This window comes from Arthrobacter sp. 05T410 (assembly GCF_056396505.1).
In genome coordinates, this window is sequence record NZ_JBFTLP010000001.1 from 243,810 (window position 1) to 261,613 (window position 17,804).

17 protein-coding genes and 1 tRNA gene are annotated in these 17,804 nt (G+C 67.2%); 8 read left to right on the forward strand and 10 right to left on the reverse strand.

The window, feature by feature from the left end; translation table 11 throughout:
• Positions 1 to 58 precede the first annotated feature (58 nt).
• The 5 genes from dop to AC1DFR_RS01255 all read right to left on the reverse strand — a co-directional run bounded on the left by dop (position 59) and on the right by AC1DFR_RS01255 (position 6,813).
• Positions 59 to 1,732, reverse strand: coding sequence for a depupylase/deamidase Dop (dop, locus tag AC1DFR_RS01235; RefSeq protein ID WP_476850914.1), 1,674 nt, complete (start codon positions 1,730 to 1,732; stop codon positions 59 to 61).
• On the reverse strand, positions 1,729 to 3,540 hold the full coding sequence (gene arc / locus AC1DFR_RS01240; RefSeq protein ID WP_459384756.1) for a proteasome ATPase: 1,812 nt from the start codon (positions 3,538 to 3,540) through the stop codon (positions 1,729 to 1,731). The genes dop and arc overlap by 4 nt, the downstream gene beginning before the upstream one ends.
• Positions 3,541 to 3,624: 84 nt before the next feature.
• Positions 3,625 to 4,722 carry a tRNA (adenine-N1)-methyltransferase gene (locus tag AC1DFR_RS01245; RefSeq protein ID WP_476855878.1) on the reverse strand — a complete coding sequence of 366 codons (1,098 nt, stop codon included), beginning with the start codon at positions 4,720 to 4,722 and terminating at the stop codon, positions 3,625 to 3,627.
• Positions 4,723 to 4,823: 101 nt separating this feature from the next.
• Positions 4,824 to 6,011 (reverse strand): site-2 protease family protein, encoded by a 1,188-nt coding sequence (locus AC1DFR_RS01250; protein WP_476850916.1) that lies wholly within the window; start codon positions 6,009 to 6,011, stop codon positions 4,824 to 4,826.
• On the reverse strand, positions 6,004 to 6,813 hold the full coding sequence (locus tag AC1DFR_RS01255; RefSeq protein WP_476872529.1) for an HAD family hydrolase: 810 nt from the start codon (positions 6,811 to 6,813) through the stop codon (positions 6,004 to 6,006). Before AC1DFR_RS01255 ends, AC1DFR_RS01250 begins: the two co-directional genes overlap by 8 nt.
• A 153-nt stretch (positions 6,814 to 6,966) precedes the next feature.
• Here AC1DFR_RS01255 and AC1DFR_RS01260 point away from each other — a divergent pair, with 153 nt between their 5' ends.
• Both AC1DFR_RS01260 and AC1DFR_RS01265 read left to right on the forward strand, forming a co-directional pair.
• Positions 6,967 to 7,872, forward strand: a complete 906-nt coding sequence (locus AC1DFR_RS01260; protein WP_476872530.1) for a PAC2 family protein — start codon at positions 6,967 to 6,969, stop codon at positions 7,870 to 7,872.
• 174 nt (positions 7,873 to 8,046) lie between these two features.
• The gene (locus AC1DFR_RS01265; protein WP_476850919.1) at positions 8,047 to 8,565 is read left to right on the forward strand and encodes a DUF1269 domain-containing protein; all 519 of its coding nucleotides are present in this window, start codon (positions 8,047 to 8,049) and stop codon (positions 8,563 to 8,565) included.
• A 76-nt stretch (positions 8,566 to 8,641) separates the two neighbouring features.
• On the opposite strand, the gene mshC is transcribed toward AC1DFR_RS01265, so the two are convergent.
• Both mshC and AC1DFR_RS01275 read right to left on the reverse strand, forming a co-directional pair.
• On the reverse strand, positions 8,642 to 9,922 hold the full coding sequence (gene mshC / locus AC1DFR_RS01270; RefSeq protein ID WP_476872531.1) for a cysteine--1-D-myo-inosityl 2-amino-2-deoxy-alpha-D-glucopyranoside ligase: 1,281 nt from the start codon (positions 9,920 to 9,922) through the stop codon (positions 8,642 to 8,644).
• 15 nt (positions 9,923 to 9,937) lie between these two features.
• On the reverse strand, positions 9,938 to 10,771 hold the full coding sequence (locus AC1DFR_RS01275; protein ID WP_079549659.1) for an undecaprenyl-diphosphate phosphatase: 834 nt from the start codon (positions 10,769 to 10,771) through the stop codon (positions 9,938 to 9,940).
• Positions 10,772 to 10,821: 50 nt separating this feature from the next.
• Here AC1DFR_RS01275 and AC1DFR_RS01280 point away from each other — a divergent pair, with 50 nt between their 5' ends.
• Positions 10,822 to 11,757 (forward strand): aldo/keto reductase, encoded by a 936-nt coding sequence (locus tag AC1DFR_RS01280; protein WP_223916377.1) that lies wholly within the window; start codon positions 10,822 to 10,824, stop codon positions 11,755 to 11,757.
• 24 nt (positions 11,758 to 11,781) lie between these two features.
• Here the strand turns inward: AC1DFR_RS01280 and AC1DFR_RS01285 are convergent, their stop codons facing one another.
• The gene (locus AC1DFR_RS01285) at positions 11,782 to 12,054 is read right to left on the reverse strand and encodes a hypothetical protein (RefSeq protein ID WP_223916379.1); all 273 of its coding nucleotides are present in this window, start codon (positions 12,052 to 12,054) and stop codon (positions 11,782 to 11,784) included.
• Positions 12,055 to 12,093: 39 nt separating this feature from the next.
• On the opposite strand from AC1DFR_RS01285, the gene AC1DFR_RS01290 reads away from it, so the two are divergent.
• Positions 12,094 to 12,327: a DUF5703 family protein gene (locus AC1DFR_RS01290; RefSeq protein ID WP_018772920.1), complete on the forward strand. Its 234-nt coding sequence runs from the start codon at positions 12,094 to 12,096 to the stop codon at positions 12,325 to 12,327.
• 72 nt (positions 12,328 to 12,399) lie between these two features.
• Here AC1DFR_RS01290 and AC1DFR_RS01295 read toward each other — a convergent pair whose 3' ends face one another.
• Positions 12,400 to 13,563 (reverse strand): acyl-CoA dehydrogenase family protein, encoded by a 1,164-nt coding sequence (locus AC1DFR_RS01295; RefSeq protein WP_476872532.1) that lies wholly within the window; start codon positions 13,561 to 13,563, stop codon positions 12,400 to 12,402.
• Between the two features lie 16 nt (positions 13,564 to 13,579).
• Positions 13,580 to 14,896 carry a M20/M25/M40 family metallo-hydrolase gene (locus tag AC1DFR_RS01300; RefSeq protein WP_476850923.1) on the reverse strand — a complete coding sequence of 439 codons (1,317 nt, stop codon included), beginning with the start codon at positions 14,894 to 14,896 and terminating at the stop codon, positions 13,580 to 13,582.
• 164 nt (positions 14,897 to 15,060) lie between these two features.
• On the opposite strand from AC1DFR_RS01300, the gene AC1DFR_RS01305 reads away from it, so the two are divergent.
• From AC1DFR_RS01305 to AC1DFR_RS01320, 4 genes are all read left to right on the forward strand, one after another.
• Positions 15,061 to 15,143 (forward strand) — tRNA-Leu (locus AC1DFR_RS01305).
• Positions 15,144 to 15,811: 668 nt separating this feature from the next.
• The gene (locus AC1DFR_RS01310) at positions 15,812 to 16,285 is read left to right on the forward strand and encodes a hypothetical protein (protein WP_476872533.1); all 474 of its coding nucleotides are present in this window, start codon (positions 15,812 to 15,814) and stop codon (positions 16,283 to 16,285) included.
• 64 nt (positions 16,286 to 16,349) lie between these two features.
• Positions 16,350 to 16,835 (forward strand): hypothetical protein, encoded by a 486-nt coding sequence (locus AC1DFR_RS01315; protein ID WP_476872534.1) that lies wholly within the window; start codon positions 16,350 to 16,352, stop codon positions 16,833 to 16,835.
• On the forward strand, positions 16,832 to 17,797 hold the full coding sequence (locus AC1DFR_RS01320) for a hypothetical protein (RefSeq protein WP_476872535.1): 966 nt from the start codon (positions 16,832 to 16,834) through the stop codon (positions 17,795 to 17,797). Before AC1DFR_RS01315 ends, AC1DFR_RS01320 begins: the two co-directional genes overlap by 4 nt.
• Positions 17,798 to 17,804: the final 7 nt, after the last annotated feature.

A 17,804-nucleotide genomic window follows, 5' to 3' on the forward strand; every position in this document is an offset into this window, starting at 1 on the left:
TAAGGGACATCCTCTAGCAATAGTGCCACGCCCGGGGCGCCCGCGGGGGGCTTTGTTTTCAGGAACCGGGGCTGAGCCCGAGCAGTTCCGCCAGGAACGTCCCGGCCTCCCGGTGCCGGGCAAACAGGCCGCCGGTGAGGGCTTCGGTTCCGCGCAGCGGCTCGCGGGTAGGGACCCGCTGGAGCCTGCCGCGGCCGGGGACATCGAAGATCACCGAGTCCCAGCTGGCCCCCGCGAGGTCTGCACCGAACCTGCTGACGCAGCGCCCGCGGAAGTACGCCCGCGTGTCCGACGGCGGTTCGGTCACCGCACGGGCAATCGCGGCGTCGTCGACGATTCGGTGCATCCGGTCGCGCGCCAGCAGCCGGTAGTAGAGCCCTTTTTCGGGGCGGATGTCGGCCCACTGCAGATCCACGAGGCCCAGCCGTGCGTTGTCCCAGCCCAGGCCGTCACGCTGGCGGTAGCCCTCGAGCAGGGACAGTTTGGCGAGCCACTCGACTGAGGATGCGGCCGCCGCCCGGTCACCGCCGAGTTCGCTCAGCGTGGCGGACCACCGCTCCAGGACCTCGTGGGTGTGGCCGTCACCGTCCACGGCGTCCGCGACGCCGGTGTCCTGCGCGTGCTTGGAGGCGGCCTCGAAATAGATCCACTGGAGGTCCAGGGCGCTGATCCGCCGGCCGTCGCCCAGGCGCAGCAACCCGGTGAGCGAGGTGTCGTGGCTGACGGCCTGCAGCGCGGCGACGGGCTCATGAACTTCGATCCGCGGCGCCAGCCCGGCCTCGATCAGGCTCAGGACCATCGCGGTGGTGCCGAACTTGAGGAAGTTGGAGGCCTGGCTGAGGTTGGCGTCGCCGATGATGACGTGCAGCCTGCGGTATTTGTCCGCGGTGGCGTGGGGCTCGTCCCGGGTGTTGATGATGGGGCGGCGGATGGTGGTTTCCAGGCCCACTTCGGTTTCGAAGAAGTCAGCGCGCTGGCTGATCTGGTAGCCGGCCCGGGCGCTGTCCTGCCCGAGGCCCACCCGCCCGGCACCGCAAATGATCTGCCGGGTGACGAAAAACGGCGTGAGGCCGCGCACGATTTCGCCGAAGGGCACCGAGCGGGGCATCAGGTAGTTCTCGTGCGAGCCGTAGGAGACCGACTTGTTGTCCGTGTTGTTCTTGTACAGGTTGATGGGCGGCAGTTCGGGATCCGCAGCGAGGCGCCGGACCGCGGCCAGTGCCACGAGGTCGCCGGCGGCGTCCCACGTGACGGCGGCGCGGGGGTTGGTCACCTCGGGGCTGGAATACTCCGGGTGGGCGTGGTCCACGTACAACCGTGCGCCGTTGCCCAGCACCATGTTCATCAGCAGCGTGCCGGACTCGTCCTCGCCGTCGGCCTCGAGTTCCTGCCGCCCGTAGGCGAGGGCGATCGCCTCGGCGTCGAGGACGGGAGGCTGGTCGGTGAGTTGTTCCGGGTCCGCGCTGCTACGCTCCAAGGTCCAGCCGCGGGCGTCGTGCAGCGGTTCCTCGTCCGTGTAGTCCCACCGGGTCTCGGCGCCGCCGGCGGCCCGCTGCCGGGTCACCTGCGCGTACGCCTGAATGACCCGGGCTGACATCATCGTGGCGTTGGCTCCCGGGGCCGAGGGCGCGTGGATGCCGTATTCGGTCTCCGATCCCATGACCCGCATCGCCCCGCCGACCGGCAGCCCGCCCGCGGTGTCGGCGGGCTTGCCGGGGACAACAGCCGTCACAGGTACTGGCCTGTGCTGGGCATCGTCTCGATGGACTTCCCGGGCTCCTGGCCGGCCTTGCCCTGGACAATGGTGCGGATGTACGTGATGCGCTCGCCCTTCTTGCCGGAGATGCGTGCCCAATCGTCCGGGTTGGTGGTGTTGGGCATGTCCTCGTGTTCACGGAACTCGTCCACGACCGCCCGGAGCAGGTGGTCGATCCGCAGGCCCTTCTGGCCGATGGTCAACAGGTCCTTGATGGCGTACTTCTTGGCCCGGTCCACGACGTTCTGCACCACGGCGCCGGAGTTGAAGTCCTTGAAGTAGAGCATTTCGGTGTCGCCGTTGGCGTAGGTGACCTCGAGGTATTCGTTGGACTTCTCCGTGGAGTACATCGCCTCGACGGTGCGTTGGACCATGGCGTCCACGGTCGCCTGCACGTCGCCGTTGTGCTCGCCGAGGTCGGACTCGTGGAACGGCAGGTCCGTGGTGATGTACTTGTTGAAGATGTCGGCCGCGGCCTCGGCGTCGGGGCGCTGGATCTTCACCTTCACGTCCAGGCGGCCAGGGCGCAGGATCGCCGGATCGATCATGTCTTCCCGGTTCGAGGCGCCGATCACGATCACGTTGTCCAGCCGTTCGACGCCGTCGATCTCGCTGAGGAGCTGCGGGACGATGGTGGTTTCGACGTCGGAGGAAATGCCAGTGCCACGGGTGCGGAACAGCGAGTCCATTTCGTCGAAGAACACCACCACCGGGCTGCCCTCGGACGCCTTTTCCCGGGCGCGCGCGAAGATCAGGCGGATGTGGCGTTCGGTCTCGCCGACGTACTTATCGAGCAGCTCGGGTCCCTTGATGTTCAGGAAGTAGCTCTTCATGTCCGTCTTGCCGGCGCGCTCGGCGGCCCGGGCGGCCAGCGAGTTGGCCACGGCCTTGGCGATCAGGGTCTTGCCGCAGCCGGGCGGGCCGTACAGCAGGATGCCCTTGGGCGCCTTCAGCCCGTGCTCCCGGTACAGGTCCGGGTGCAGGAAGGGCAGTTCGACGGCGTCGCGGATCTGTTCGATCTGCGGGCCCAGTCCGCCGATGTCCTGGTAGGTGATGTCCGGGACTTCCTCGAGCACGAGGTTCTCCACTTCCGAGCGCGGGATCTTTTCCAGCGCGTACCCGGTCCGGGAATCAATCGAGAGCGCGTCGCCGACCCGGAGCCGCTGGGCGAGCAGGGCACCGGAGAGCCGGATGACCCGCTCCTCGTCGGCGCGGCCCACCACCAGCGCACGGTCAGGCCCCAGCATTTCCTTGAGCGTGACGAGGTCCCCGGCCCGCTCGTAGCCGAGTCCGGCGACCACCATCAGGGCCTCGTTGAGCAGGACTTCCTGCCCGACGGCGAGCTGGCTGATGTTGACCAGCGGGCTGATCCCAACCCGCATCTTGCGGCCGGCGTTGAAGATATCCACGGATTCCTCCGTGGCCGCCTGGCCGCTGTTCCCGGCCGTCGGCTGCCGTTTGGGGTTGAGCTGGAGGATGGTGCCGAAGCTGTACGGTGGCTGTCCCTCCTGGTCGAGGGCGTTTTTCAGCCGAAGGATCTCGGCCTTGGCCGTTTCCAGCATGCTGACCAGTTTGGAGTTGTTCTGCGTCGCGGCGGCGAGCTGGCGGTCAATGTGGCGGAGCTTGTCCCGGAGGATGTTGACCTGCCGCTCGGCGACGGACAGTTCATTGGCGGCATACCGGTCACCCTCGCCGGCTGCGGCGCGGGCCGCATCCGTGCGGGCGGCAGCATCCGCTGCGTCCTCGGCCGGTGTGCGGCCCGGGTCAGTATTCGGAGTCTCCATCGTGCATCAGCCCCTTCCTGCTCTTCTGTTAAGACCATAGCCCTAAGAAGGCGGGTGCCGCTGGAGACATCCGAAATATGCTGCCTAGTTCGTTATCTCCGGGGCGTCGACGACGTTCGTTCCGGCGATTGCGTCGCGGGCGGCGCGGCGCAGCTTTTTGTCCGAGACCGCACGCTCGCCCACAGCGCCCGGGGTCCAGGCGTTGACGTCTTCTTCGTTAAAGTCGGTCTTGGAGGGGCGGCGCTTTACCGAAATGCCCGTGACGCCGTCGGCGAGGCGGCGGGTTACCAGCAGGAAACCCGTGTGGGCGACCATGCGGTGGTCCGGGCGGACGGCCAGGCCTTCGAGATGCCAGCCGCGGACCATGGATTCCCACGCGTCGGGTTCGGTGAAGCGTCCGTCCGCGCGGATGGCTTCGGCTGTCCGCGAAAGCTGCGTCACAGTCGCGACATAATTGATCCACACGCCGCCGGGGGCCAGGACGGTGGCGACGGCGTCGAGGCATTCCCACGGCGCGAGCATGTCCAGGACCACGCGGTCCACGGAGCCGGGTTCCTCGGTGCGCACCACTTCCTCCTGGAAGTCGCCAAGGGAGATCTTCCAGGCCGGGTGCGGTCCGCCGAAGATGGTCTCGACGTTGCCGCGGGCGATGTCCGCGAACTCCTGGCGGCGTTCGAAGGAATGCAGGTAGCCGTTGTCCCCCACCGCGCGCAGCAGGGAGATGGACAGGGCGCCCGAGCCGACACCGGCTTCGACAACGCGTGCGCCCGGGAAGATGTCCGCCATGGTCACGATCTGGCCGGCGTCCTTGGGGTAGACGACGGCCGCGCCGCGGGGCATCGAGAGCACGAAGTCCGAGAGCAGCGGACGCAGCGTCTGGTACTGCTGTCCGACGTTGTTGACCACCACTGAGCCGTCGGGCTTGCCGATGATCTCGTCATGGTTCAGGAAGCCCCTGTGGGTGTGGAAGGCCCCGCCGACTTCGAGGGTAATCGTGTTCATGCGGCCGCGCTCGTCCGTGAGCTGGACGCGTTCGCCTTCGCGGAAGGGTCCGCGGCGGCGCGCGGCGCCGGTGGCACCATTAGCGCTGGCGGCAGTGCTGCCCTCGGCGGTGGGAGTGTCGGTGCCTGCGGCGGCGGTGGTGTTGGCAGTGTTAGTGCCTGCGGCGGTGTCGCTGCTCATGAAGATGTTCCTCGCTCCTGTAAAGCTGTGTGGCCGCGGACATGCCGGCGGGCACCGGTCCTTGCGCGTGGGGGCCGGAAATTCACGACCGCCCAGTAACTCTACCGGTTCTGCCCCTGGTTCTGGCGTTCGTTCCGGTACTTGCCCGTTATGGCCCGGACGACGGCGGACTGGCGCAGCAGCCCGGTGACGGCGCCCTCGCGGTTCACCACCGCGTACTCCTGGCCTTCGAGCTGGGCCAGGTACTGGACGAGCTCCTGGCCCTTGGACCATTCCGGGACATAGGCGCCCGCGCCAAGGGGGTAGGAGACCGCGGTCAGGGCGGTCGCTGCGGCCAGTCCGGCAGGCACACTGGCTGCGGCGCCGGCGTCGACGATGGCCACGGGACGGCCGTCCCGGTCGCACAGCACCACGGTGGGCTTTCCTGCCGGCGCCCGGTCCAGGAGGTCCGCGACCGTCGCGGTTTCCGGAAGGCCGAGGGCGGGTTCGGCGAGGGCCGCGGCGTCGACGAGGTGCAGCCGGCCCCGCAGGCGGGCCTGCTGGATCGCGGCCGACGCCCCCATCCACAGGAAGCTGCCCACCAGGGCGGTGATGAGGGTGAAGGAAATATCCGGACGTGCGCCGCTGACCAGCGGCAGGACTATGAACCACAGGGCGAGGGCGATCACGATGATCCGGCCCGCCCAGCCTGCCGCAATTGTGCCCTTCTCCTGGCTGCCGGTGGCTTTCCACACGGCGGATTCGACCAGCCGACCGCCGTCCAGCGGAAGGCCGGGAAGGACGTTGAAGATGCCGATCAGCAGGTTGGCCCAGACGAAGATGTTGGCCAGGATGTCGGCCACGCCGTTCAGGTTGCCGTAGGCAAGCGGGAGCCAGCCTGCGCCGGCAAGGACGAAGTTCGCGGCCGGGCCGGCCATCGCCACCAGGACGGAGCGGCCGGGTGAGGCCGTGAAGCTCTGGAACTGGGTGTGGCCGCCCCAGAGGTTGAGGACAATTTTCTCCGTGGGCCAGTGGAACAGCTTCGCGGTCAGCGCGTGCGCGAGTTCATGGGCCAGTACGGAAATCAGGAGCAGCAGCGCGTAGGCGAAGGCGACGAAGAAAGCGGTGACGCCGAGGCGCGGATTGTTGCTCTGCAGGACCGGCCCGTAGGCGATCACCGTGAAGGCCGCGATGATGAACCAGGAATACGCCAGAAATACCGGAATGCCGGCGATCCGGCCCAGCGGAATCCCTTCCCGGCGGTTAGCGGGAGTCTTTCCGGGTTGCCCCTGGCTGCCGGTGTCAGCCACGGGCGTGGCCCGCGGTCGAGAGTGTGGTCGAGACCGTGGTCGAGACCGTGGTCGAGACCGTGCCTAAGCGGCCGGTTGGGTCCGCGGCGGCGCCGAAGGTGGCGTCGGGGAAGTCGTGCCGCAGGGCCACGAGCTCCTCCAGGTCAGCGACTGTCCTGCCCTCCAGGGTGTTCCAGGTGGCGCGGCGGGGATCGTGCGGGAGGGGCAGGATGTGCGGGATGGCGACCGTGACGACGCCGGAGGCCACGGCGGCGGCGACACCCGGCACGGAATCTTCCAGGGCCACGCAGTGGTGCAGGCCGAGCTCGGGATCCTGCTGCTGCAGGAGCTCGACGGCCGTGAGGTAAGCCTCCGGGTGCGGCTTGCCCTGGGTCACAGTGTCTCCCGTGACGAGGAACTCGAAGTAGGGCTCGGGCAGGCTCGCAACGATCTCCCGGGCCAGCGGGGCCTCGGACATGGTGACGAGGGCGCAACGGACGCCGGCGTTGTAGAGTTCGTCGAGCAGTTCGCGGGCCCCCGGCCGCCAGGGAATGGAGCTCCGGACCTGGCTGATCACGTGGCCCGTGAGGGTGTCGATGATCTCGCGCCGTTCCAGGGCCACGCCGGCTTCCTGCAGGATTCCCGCGGAAAACATCAGGGACTGTCCCACGAGCTGCATGGCCTGTTCGTGGGACCATTGTCCGCCGTGGGCTTCGACGAGTGCGTGTTCGGCTGCGATCCAGTAGGGCTCGGTGTCGACAATGGTGCCATCCATGTCCCAGAGCGCTGCTTTAAGGAGGGGCCGGGAAGCTGAGGATCGCATGCCTTCCAGTCTACGGGGAAGCCCGCGGCCGGGCGCCCGCGCTACGCCTACGGCGAATTCCGCGCGCCTGACCCTGGGATTTCGGGCGGAAATTGCGGTTCCTTGGCGCGCGATTGCCTGCGCGCGGCGGGTTCTTGGACGTAGGGTGATGGCATGAACAGCTTCGAGGCAGACCCCACCGAACCAGGCGCCGTCTCCGAGCCGGAGCGGCTGCTGCAGCCGGTCCCCGAGGGCCGGCGCATCACCGTCATGCTCGCGGCCTTCGAAGGCTGGAACGACGCCGGAGAGGCCGCCAGCGATGCCCTGCGCTTCCTGAACAAGCTCTGGGGCGGCAAGAAGGTCGGGGCAATCGACGCCGACGAGTACTACGACTTCCAGTTCACCCGGCCCACGATCCGGCGGACAGCGGCCGGTGAGCGGAAGATCAAGTGGCCGTCCACGCGGATCTTCAAGGCCAGCGTCCCCGACTCGAATGTGGACGCCATCTTCGTCCAGGGCACCGAGCCGTCCTACAAGTGGCGTGCCTACACCGCGGAACTGCTGGTGCATGCCGAGGCGCTGCATGTCGACTACGTCATCCTGGTCGGTGCGCTGCTGGCTGACGTGCCGCACAGCCGGCCCATTCCGGTCAGCACCTCCACGGACGACGCGGCACTGCGTGAGCGGATGGACCTGGAGGCCTCGCAGTACGAGGGCCCGGTAGGGATTGTGGGCGTGCTCGGCGAGGTGGCCCTGCTGGCCGGGCTCCCGACCGTGTCGCTCTGGGCGGCCGTGCCGCACTATGTAGCCCAGGCCCCGTCGCCGAAGGCGCAGCTGGCCCTGCTGCACCGGGTCGAAGAGCTGCTCCAGGTCCCGCTGGACACCACCGAACTCGTGGAGGAGGCCGACGCGTGGGAACGCGGCGTGGACGAGCTCGCTACAGAGGATCCGGAAATTGCGGCGTATGTGCGCCAGTTGGAGGAGGCCAAGGACACCGCCGACCTTCCGGAGGCCAGCGGTGAATCGATAGCCCGCGAATTTGAGCGCTACCTCAAGCGTCGGGGCAAGGACAAGCCCTAGCCCGCGTCCCGCTTTTCCCTCCCCCTTCCCCTTCCCCCTCCCACCTTTCCCGCGCACTTCCCCTATGGGGGTCTTCCCCCGGACCAGAGTCTTATGACCCTGCCGGCGGCCGCCTGTCGCGGCGAGAGTTGGACCTGGCCGCGACGCCGGCCAACACCGAGTGGAGGGCACACCATGACAGATCACAACTACATCTTGTTCGTGTCGTCGTACGCCGACGAGGGCTCGGCGGCAGAGGATTTCAAGGCGATCAAGGGCATGGATGACGCGGCCGTCGCGGCTGCCGTCGTCCTGTCGCGTGACTCCTCGGGCAAGACCGAGGTCAAGGAGCACGGCGGCGGACTGGTCGCCGGGGGCACCAAGGCCGGCGCAGTCGGCGGGCTGGTGGTCGGACTGTTCGCTCCGCCACTGCTGCTGTCCGGCGTGATCGGGGCCGGGATCGGCGCCGGTGTGGGTGCCATCAGGAAGCGGCACGAGGAGAAGTCCATCGGCGTCAACGCGGAGGAGTTTCTGCCGCCGGGCTCCTCGGCGATCGTTGCCATCGTCGATGACCTCTACCTCGACCGCGTCGACAAGGCGATCAGCAAGGCCACCAAGAAGGTCAGCAAGGCTGTCGACAGTGGTGACTACGACGCCGTCGTCAAAGCCGTGAACGAGGGCGACGAGAAGATCATCGAAGCCGCTTCGTCCTGACCGGCCGACGCAGCCACCGTGGAGACGGCCGCTGGGTTTTGGGATCTTCCTCCGGGCGGGGCCGACCGAAGACCGGTTAGAGTTCGACGCCGAGCAGGGCGTTGACGGCGTCGCTCACCAGCGCGGCGTCCGTGGCCGAGGCCTCCCCCGGGGCTGCCAGGGCGGCCTTGGCCCAGGCGTCGACGGCGGCGAGTGCGCCGGGCGCGTTCAGGTCGTTGGCCAGTTCGGTCCGCAGCCTGCCAAGCAGGGCCGCGGCGGAGCCTTCCGGCGCCACGGCGAGGGCCTCGCGCCAGGTGCGGAGCCGGTCTTTGGCCTCGGCGAATCCGGCGGCGGTCCAGGACCAGTCCGTGCGGTAGTGGTGGGCCAGGATCGCGAGGCGGATCGCGGCAGGTTCTTCCCCGTCAGCCCGGAGCCTGGAAACCAGGACAAGATTGCCCTTGGACTTGCTCATCTTCTCCCCGTCGAGGCCCACCATGCCCGCGTGCGCGAAGTGGCGGGCCAGCGGCACGCCCGCCAGCGAGTACGCGTGGCCGGCGCCCATTTCGTGGTGCGGGAAAATAAGGTCCGAGCCGCCGCCCTGAACGGTAAACGGCTTGGGCAGGTACTCCTGGGCGATCACGGTGCATTCGACGTGCCAGCCGGGCCGGCCCTCCCCCAGCTCGCCACCGGGCCAGCTGGGCTCGCCCTCGCGGGCAACCCGCCAGAGCAGCGGATCCAGCGCCTGGCGCTTCCCGGCCCGGCCAGGGTCGCCGCCGCGTTCGGCGAAGAGCTCCAGCATTTCGGCGTCGGAGAGTCCGGAAATGGATCCCAGGGTCCAGGCGTCGACGTCGTCCGTCGAGTGCTTCCCGGCGGCTTCGACGTCGTAGTAGACGTCGCCGTCGGGCTCGCCGCCGGCGCCGGGGACGCGGTACGCGAGCCCGTTGCGCAGCAGGCGCTCGATGGCGGGAACGATCAGGGGAACGGCCTCAACGGCACCGATGTAGTGGTCCGGGGCGAGGACGTTCAGGGCCTCCATGTCGGTCTGGAACAGCTCGATTTGGCTCGCGGCGAGGTCGCGCCAGTCGACGCCTGTGGCCGTGGCGCGCTCCAGGAGGGGATCGTCGACGTCGGTCACGTTCTGGACGTAGGCGACGTGCTGGCCGCCGTCCCGCCACGCGCGGTTGAGGAGGTCGAAGGCGACATAGCTGGCCGCGTGGCCCATGTGCGTGGCGTCATAAGGGGTGATGCCGCAGACATACATGGACTGCTCACCCGTGGCCTCCAGGGTCACAATTCCGCCCTTGGCGGTATCGAAGAGGCTCAGGGCGGGCATGCTGCCGGGGAGCTGGGCAACAGGGCGGGAGGTCCAGGATTTCACAGACCAAGCCTAGTGCTAGGCACTGATGACATTGAAACCGAGCAGCAGGAACAGGGACATTCCCAGGATGATCCGGTACCAGACGAAGAGCCGGTAGCCGCGGGTGGAGACGTATTTCAGGAACCAGCCGATGATGACGTAACCCACAATGAAGGCGATCACGGTGGCCAGGGCGGTTTCCGGGAGACCGTACGGGCCGGTGATGCCTTCCTTGGAGACCACCTTGTACAGCTGGTACAGGCCGCTGCCGAAAACGGCAGGGATTGCCAGCAGGAAGGAGTAGCGGGCCGCCGCCTCACGGGTGTAACCCATTAGGAGCCCGGCGCTGATCGTGCCGCCGGAGCGGGACACGCCGGGGAAAAGGGCCAGGGCCTGCGCCAGTCCGTAATAGAGCCCATGTTTGTAGGTCAGCTGCGTCAGTTCACGGTCCTGCCGGCCGATGGTGTCGGCTACCGCGAGGACCATGCCGAAGATAATCAGCATGGTCGCGACGCCCCACAGGCTTCGGAGTACCGATTCGATCTGGTCCTGGAACAGCAGGCCCAGGACGATGATCGGGATGCTGCCCAGGATCACCAGCCAGCCCATGCGCGCATCCGGGTCCTGCCGGGACACTTTGCCGGTCAGCGAACCGGCCCAGGCACGGATGATCCGCAGGATGTCGCGCCAGAAATAGACGATCACCGCCGTCTCGGTGCCCAGCTGCGTGATGGCCGTGAAGGCGGCGCCGGGATCGGACGCTTCCGGGAGGAAGGCGCCGACAATCCGCAGATGGGCGCTCGAGGAAATCGGGAGGAACTCGGTCAGCCCCTGTACCAGGCCCAACAGAGCCGCTTGTATCCAGTTCACGTTTATAGACCCTACGTTACGAAGCAGCCCGACCCCGTAAGCTAGCTGACATGCAGCAGCGTTATGTCGGCAACAGTGGGTTGCGCGTGTCCGCCCTATCCCTCGGCACCATGTCCTGGGCCAGGGAAACCGAGGAACAGGATGCCGCCGCCCTGGTGCGCTCCTTCGTCGATGCCGGCGGAACCCTGATCGATACAGCGGCGTCCTACGCCGACGGGCAGGCCGAGGCGATGCTCGGCGGAATACTGGGCGACGTCGTGGCGCGCTCCGAAGTGGTGATCTCCACGAAGGCCGGACTGACGACGGCGGACGGTCGCCGCAGCGTCGACACGTCCCGCAACGGCATGCTCTCCGGGCTGGACGCGAGCCTGGCCCGGATGGGAACCGATTACGTGGATCTCTGGTTCGCGCACGCGTGGGATCCGAATGTTCCGCTGGAGGAAACCCTGTCAGCGCTGGACCACGCGGTGCGGTCCGGCCGGGCGCGTTACGCCGGTGTCTCCAATTTCAACGGCTGGCAGACGGCAAAGGCCGCCGCAATCGCGGGCTTCCCCCTCGTGGCCAACCAGTCCGAATACTCGCTCCTGCAGCGCAACGCGGAGATTGAGCTCATTCCGGCCATCGAGGACGCGGGGCTGGGCCTGATGGCCTGGGCTCCGATGGGACGCGGCGTCCTGAGCGGCAAATACCGCGGCCACATCCCGGCTGATTCCCGGGCCGCCAACCAGCGGCTGGCGACGTACGTGGAACCCTATCTCGAGGGACCGGCGTCCAGCGTAGTGGAAGCCGTCGCCATGGCGGCGAAGGGGCTCGGCCGGACTGCCCTGGATGTGTCGCTGAGCTGGCTGTTGTCCCAACAGGGGGTGGCAACCGCCGTCGTCGGCCCCCGGACACCGGTTCAGCTCAAGGAGATCCTGGATTCGGCGCTCGCGCCGCTGCCGCCGGAGATCGCGCAGGCGCTCGAAGACGTGTCCGACCCCGGCTGAGGCCGCGGAGATCCGCAGGTCCCCCTAGTTCTCCGAATTCTCGAGGATCTCGAGGTCCTCTTCGTCGTCGACATCGTCTTCGTCGCCGTCTTCGTCGCCGTCGATCACTTCGAGCGGCGTCACTTCCCCATACGCCTCATACAGGGCGTCGTCGTAGACTTCAAAGGCATCGGCAACGGCGAAGAACGCCGCCTCGACCGCGGGATCCCCGTCACTTCTGCGGGCGGAGGCCGCCGCCAGGTGTTCTTCCAGTGCAGAGGTCAGGGACTGAAGCGCGACACGCGGATCGATGCTCATGACTTCACGTTAGTCGGAAAAAGACGAAAATGGAGAGCAATGAAAGAACATTTTCTGAGCAGCTCGGTCCGGCGGGAACGGGACTATGTCAAGCAGTACGAGTACCTCGTTCTGACGGTCGGCCCTGAGGATTCGCTCCCCGAGGCCCGCCGCCGGCTCGTGGAGCATTCCGAGTACGGCAAATGGGAACTGGAACGCAGCCGCCTCTACGTGGGCGGCGGGCGGCGTTTCTGGCTGCGCCGGAAAGTCATCCAGGTCCAGCGCACCGTCTAGGCCGCACACGGATCCCGGCCGCGCATCGGCCGGGACGGGCAGCGGCGAACGCCGCGGGGAGTCCTGGGCCCTCTAGGGTGTCTCCAGCGGGCCCAGCCAGGCGTTCGCCACGGTATTGTGCGCCGACTCGTCATCTGATGGGTGGAACATGCCGGCGAGCACGTCCCGGTACAGCCGCTCCAGCTCGGAGCCGCGGAAGTAGCTGGAGCCGCCGGATACCCGGATGGCGAGGTCCACCACGGTGCGCGCCGTCTCCGTGGCCCGGACCTTGAGCCCCACGAGCCGGGGGAACCATTGGCTGCCGTGGTCCGCGAGGGCGTCGACGTCGGCCGCCACGGAGGACAGCTGCGGATAGAGCGCATCCATGGCCATCGCCGCCTCCGCCACCTTCCAGCGGATGTCCGGGTCCTGGGCGTAGCTGCGGCCGCCGTTCTTGAACGATGTCCGGCGCTGCACCGCTTCCACCCCGAGCGTGAGGGCCCGTTCGCCGATTCCGGTGTACACAGCGGCGAGGAGGGTCTCGAAGCAGGCGAAGATCGCGAAGATCAGTGGGTCGGCGTTCGGGCCCACCGGCAGTTTCCGGAAAATCCGTTCGGCCGGGACGACGGCGCCCTCCAGGAGGGTCGTGTTGGACTGGCTGGCCCGCATGCCGAGCGCGTCCCAGTCGGGCAAAATCTCGTAGCCGGGGGTTTCCCGGGTGATGAACCCGTGGACCAGTTCCCCGGCGCCGTCCGCGGCGTTGGCGTCCTTTCCGAAGATGCCCAGCCGGGTCCACGCCGGTGACAGGCTGGTGAAGATCTTGCGGCCCGTGAAGCTGTAGCCGCCGTCGTGCAGCGGGACGGCCTCCGTGCGGGAATCGAACAGCACGGAATCGTTGCCTGCCTCCGAATTGCCGAAGGCGAAGACCTCACCCTGTGCCGCCTCCTGGAGGATGAAATCCAGCGAGGAGTCACCGCGGGCGGCAAGGACGTGGGCGACGCCGGTCCACACCAGGTGCATGTTGACGGCCAGCGCCGTGGCCGGCGCCGCGGTCGCCAGCAGGCGTTGCAGCTGCGCCGCTTCCGCAAGCCCGAGTCCGAGTCCGCCGTCGATCACCGGGACGAAAATTTTCAGGTAGCCGGCCGCCGTGAGATCCGCGAGGTCCTCGTGGAAGAAGGCGTTGTCGCGGTCGTAGCCGGCGGCGCGGCCGCGGATCCGTTCCAGCAGCGGACCACTCAGGATGTCCTCGGGCGTCATGTCAGGCGGTGTCCGCTCAGTAGTTGGTGAGCAGGGTGTCCAGCACCCGTGCGCCGAATTTCAGGGAATCCGCCGGGACCCGTTCGTCGACGCCGTGGAACATGCCGGTGAAGTCGAGCTCGTCCGGCAGCATCAACGGGGCGAAGCCATAGCCGGTGATGCCGAGCCGGCTCAGGGACTTGTTGTCGGTCCCGCCGGAGAGCGTGTACGGCAGCACCTTGGCGCCCGGATCCTCGGAATGCAGGGCGTCGATCATCGAATCGACGAGGTTGCCGGCGAACGGCACCTCCAGCGAGACGTCGTTGTGCACGTAGCTGATGTCCACTCCGGTGCCGGCGAGTTCGCGCACGATTTCCAGCACCTGCTGTTCCTGCCCGGGCAGGGTCCGGCAGTCGATGAGGGCCTCGGCCGATTCCGGAATGACGTTGTGCTTGTAGCCGCCTTTGAGCAGGGTGGGGTTGGTGGTGTTCTGCAGTGTGGCGCCGACAAAGCGGGCCACCGTGCCGAGTTCCTTGAGGATCTTCTCCGGATCGTCGGGATCGAATTCGACCCCGGTGAGTTCGGTAACGCCGTCGAGGAACTGCCGCGTGGTCGGCGTGAGCTCGATCGGCCAGTTATAGGCACCAATCCGGGATACCGCGCCGGCAAGCCTGGTCACGGCGTTGTCGGTGTTGATCTGGGAGCCGTGGCCCGCGCGGCCGTGGGCCACCAGACGGAGCCAGGAGAGGCCCTTTTCCGCCGTCTGGAGCAGATAGGTGCGCTGGCCGCCGATGGTGGCGGAGAAGCCGCCGACTTCGGAGATCGCCTCCGTGGCGCCCTCAAAGAGTTCGGGCCGCTTCTCGACGGCGTAGCGGGCGCCGTAGGTGCCGCCGGCTTCCTCGTCGGCGAAGAACGCGAAGATGAGGTCGCGCTTGGGTTTGCGTCCCGTGCGGGCGAAGTTGCGCAGCACGGACAGGATCATGGCGTCCATGTCCTTCATGTCCACGGCGCCGCGTCCCCAGATCAGGCCGTCCTTCAGTTCGGCGCCGAAGGGGTCAACCGACCACTGTTCGCGCAGGGCCGGGACGACGTCCAGGTGGCCGTGGACCACCAGTGCGCTGGCGGAGGGGTCCTCCCCCGCCAGCCGGGTGACCACGCTGGCGCGGCCGGGGGCTGCTTCGAAGATTTCGGCGTCCAGCCCGACTTCGGCCATGAGCCCGGCGGTGTATTCGGCGGCCGCGCGTTCACCGGGGCCGGAGCCGTCGCCGTAGTTGGACGTGTCGATCCGGATCAGCTCCTGGCAGATCCTGACGACCTCATCCTCTGGCCTGGTTTCGGTCCGGGTGTCAGTCATAGCGGCTCCTCGTGGCGGGTGGCTCAATTGCTTGCTTCAGCCTACCCACACCACCCCCGCGGACCCCGATTATTTGTTTCCGGAAAAGTCGTGCTAGAGTCTTTCTCGCTGCTTCCGAGAAAAGCAAAACGCTGAAAGGCGAAACGAACTCGGAATTACCACCTGCGCGGGTGGCGGAATGGCAGACGCGCTAGCTTGAGGTGCTAGTCCTCGAAAGGGGGTGGGGGTTCAAGTCCCCCTCCGCGCACAAGGGAAAACCCCTGGAATCCACGGATTCCAGGGGTTTTTTTCTGCTTCCCCGCCGACGGGCCGCAGCTTCGCCCCCGCTGCCGCTGAATACCAATACCCGCTGCCCCGACCCGGAGCCCACCGGACGTGCCCGCCAGAGGATGGCCGCGCAGCGTTCTCGCCCCGTGGCCGCCGGCGTAGAGTCTGCGCAAGAGACTTGCAAGCGGATCGAGGGATGACAAATGACAGTTAGAGGCTGGAACCCGCTGGTGCTTTTGCCCGTCGCGTTCATCGTCGTCTTCGTGGTTTGGGCAGCTCGACGGGCCCGAGGCCGGAAGTCCAAGGACTAACGACCCGCTGGGCCGCTGTGCGCTTGCCGGTACAAGGGTGCTGAGCCGGCGCGGCCAGGCCGACCAAAAGACCGCATCCCTGCCGGCCCCCCAAAAGCTCCTGCAGGAATGCGGCCGTCGTGGCGTCAGCCGGAGCGTGGCTCCCCTGACGGGCAACCCTTAGGCTGCGTGCCTCCACTATGGAGGCGTTACCGGAGGCGTGGCCCGGTACCCCCCGATGCAGAAATAGACATGTCCAATTCTGTTTTCAGAGGGTAATGCAAAATTATTGGACATGTCCAATCGGATGATATTGTCTTCTGGATCCACCCTTCGACCGCAGCAAAGGAGCCCTGTCATGAATGACGCATCAGTCGATTCCGGGCCGGGCGCGGCACTCGCAAGGAAGCTGAACCTTCTCCTTGATTCCTCGGAAGCCGCCGGGAAGAAGATCACCTTCAACGACGTCAGCGCCGCCATGAAGACGGCCGGCACCCCGATCTCCCGCGCCCGCTGGCACTACATGCGCACCGGGTCCGGGCCCGAGGTGAAGAAGACCGAGCTCCTGCAGAACCTCGCAAAGTTTTTCGGCGTGAACCGCGACTACCTGCTGCACGACCAGGACGAACTGCCCCGGAAAGTCGAAGCCCAGCTGGACCTCCTGGCCAGCATGCGGGCCAACAAGGTCCGCAATTTCGCTGCCCGGCAACTCGGCGGCCTGTCACCCGAGACGCTCCTTCAGATCCGGGACCTCATCGACGAGCAGCTGGCGGAGGCGAACGTCACTTCTTCCGACACGCCGGGCGCCGGAAAGGCCTCTGAACAGGGCTGATACGCTCCTCCTTGGAGTCGGAGGGACTCCGGCCCCCTATCGGACCATCCCAAGGATCAGCGCCATGGACTACAGCGTCGCCCGAGTGCGGGCCCGGACTGCGGAAGAAGGCCTGCGGCTGCAGGAGCCGGTCTCCATGCGTTCCATCCAGAGCCACCTGGAGACCGCGAGCGGGCGTCCAATTGTCATCAAGCCGATCGACAACACCCCCACCGACAAGGTCTGTGGCCTGTGGTTCGGCCTGGACGGCCTGGACCTCATCCTCCACGCCAAGTCGGCGTCAGAGGTGCACCGCCAGCAGATCGTCCTGCACGAGTTCGCCCACATGATCCTCCGCCACGAGCAGGAAGTCCTCTCGCACGACTACGCCCAGGTCTTCTTCCCGGACCTCGACCCGGAGCGCGTCGTCTCGGCCCTGAAACGCACCGACTTCGCCGACGAGCTCGAGGTAACGGCCGAACTCCTTGCCGACCGGCTTGCCTCCCGCATCCGCCGCTCCTACCACCAGCCGGACGCGGAGCCGGGCAACTTCGGGGCGGTCTTCGGATGATGCAGTTCCTCATGGCCGCGGCACTGTTCCTGTTGGCCGGGGCCCGCATTCCCGCCCTGCTTCGCAGCCGGAGCGACCTGGTGTTCTCCTGTGCCGTGTACGGAGGCGTGGGCTCTTTGCTCATGTCCCCGATTGTCTACGTCCCCGTCGATACGGCCCTGGGCGGCATGAACCTGGTCAAACTGGTCCTGAACTCCCTGATGATTATCTCGCTCTGGTATCTGCGCCTCGCCGCATACGCCGCCATCGCCCCGGAAGCCGGCGGCCGCCGTTCCTGGTGGACCCGCACACTGCCTTTGACGCTCACGCTGAGCCTGCAGACCGCGTTCTTCCTCCTCACAGGACCCACCGTCACGACCCCCGCCTGGGGCATCTACGAGGACCGTTTCCCGGCCCTCCTGTTCTCACTGATGCTCACCCTCTTCATCTGTTCGATGAGCGCGGAAATTGCCGTGATCTGCTTCCGCTACGTCCCGCGGATGAGCCGCCCGTTCCGCGCCGGTTTCTCCATGCTGGGCGCCGGCTGCATCATGGGCTTCCTGGTGATGGCCGAGATGTGTCTGTCCCTGTTGGCCCGGCACCTGACATTCCTGGCCGTACTGGTCAGGCCTGGCTTCCCGTACCATCAGCTGGAACTGGTTGCGACCGTCCTGGCCGGCGCCGGGCTCACGATCCCGGCGGTTGCCGGCAGGGCTGTCCGCAAAAACCTGCACCGCCGGAACACCGAAACCCTCGCACGCGTCGAGGCCATCTGGTCCAAGGCGCTGAAGAGCACGTCGCTTGACCGGACCCTTGAGGCCGACCCCCAGGCACCGGTACAGGACAGGCTGCACCGGATGGTTGTCGAAATCCGGGACGCTGAACTCGCTGCGGGCACTTCGGCGACCTTCCTGACCGCGGAGGAGCGCAGCTACCTGCTCTCCGTTGAAGCAAAGCTCCATAACTCCCCCGCCCCGGCATAGCCCGCGA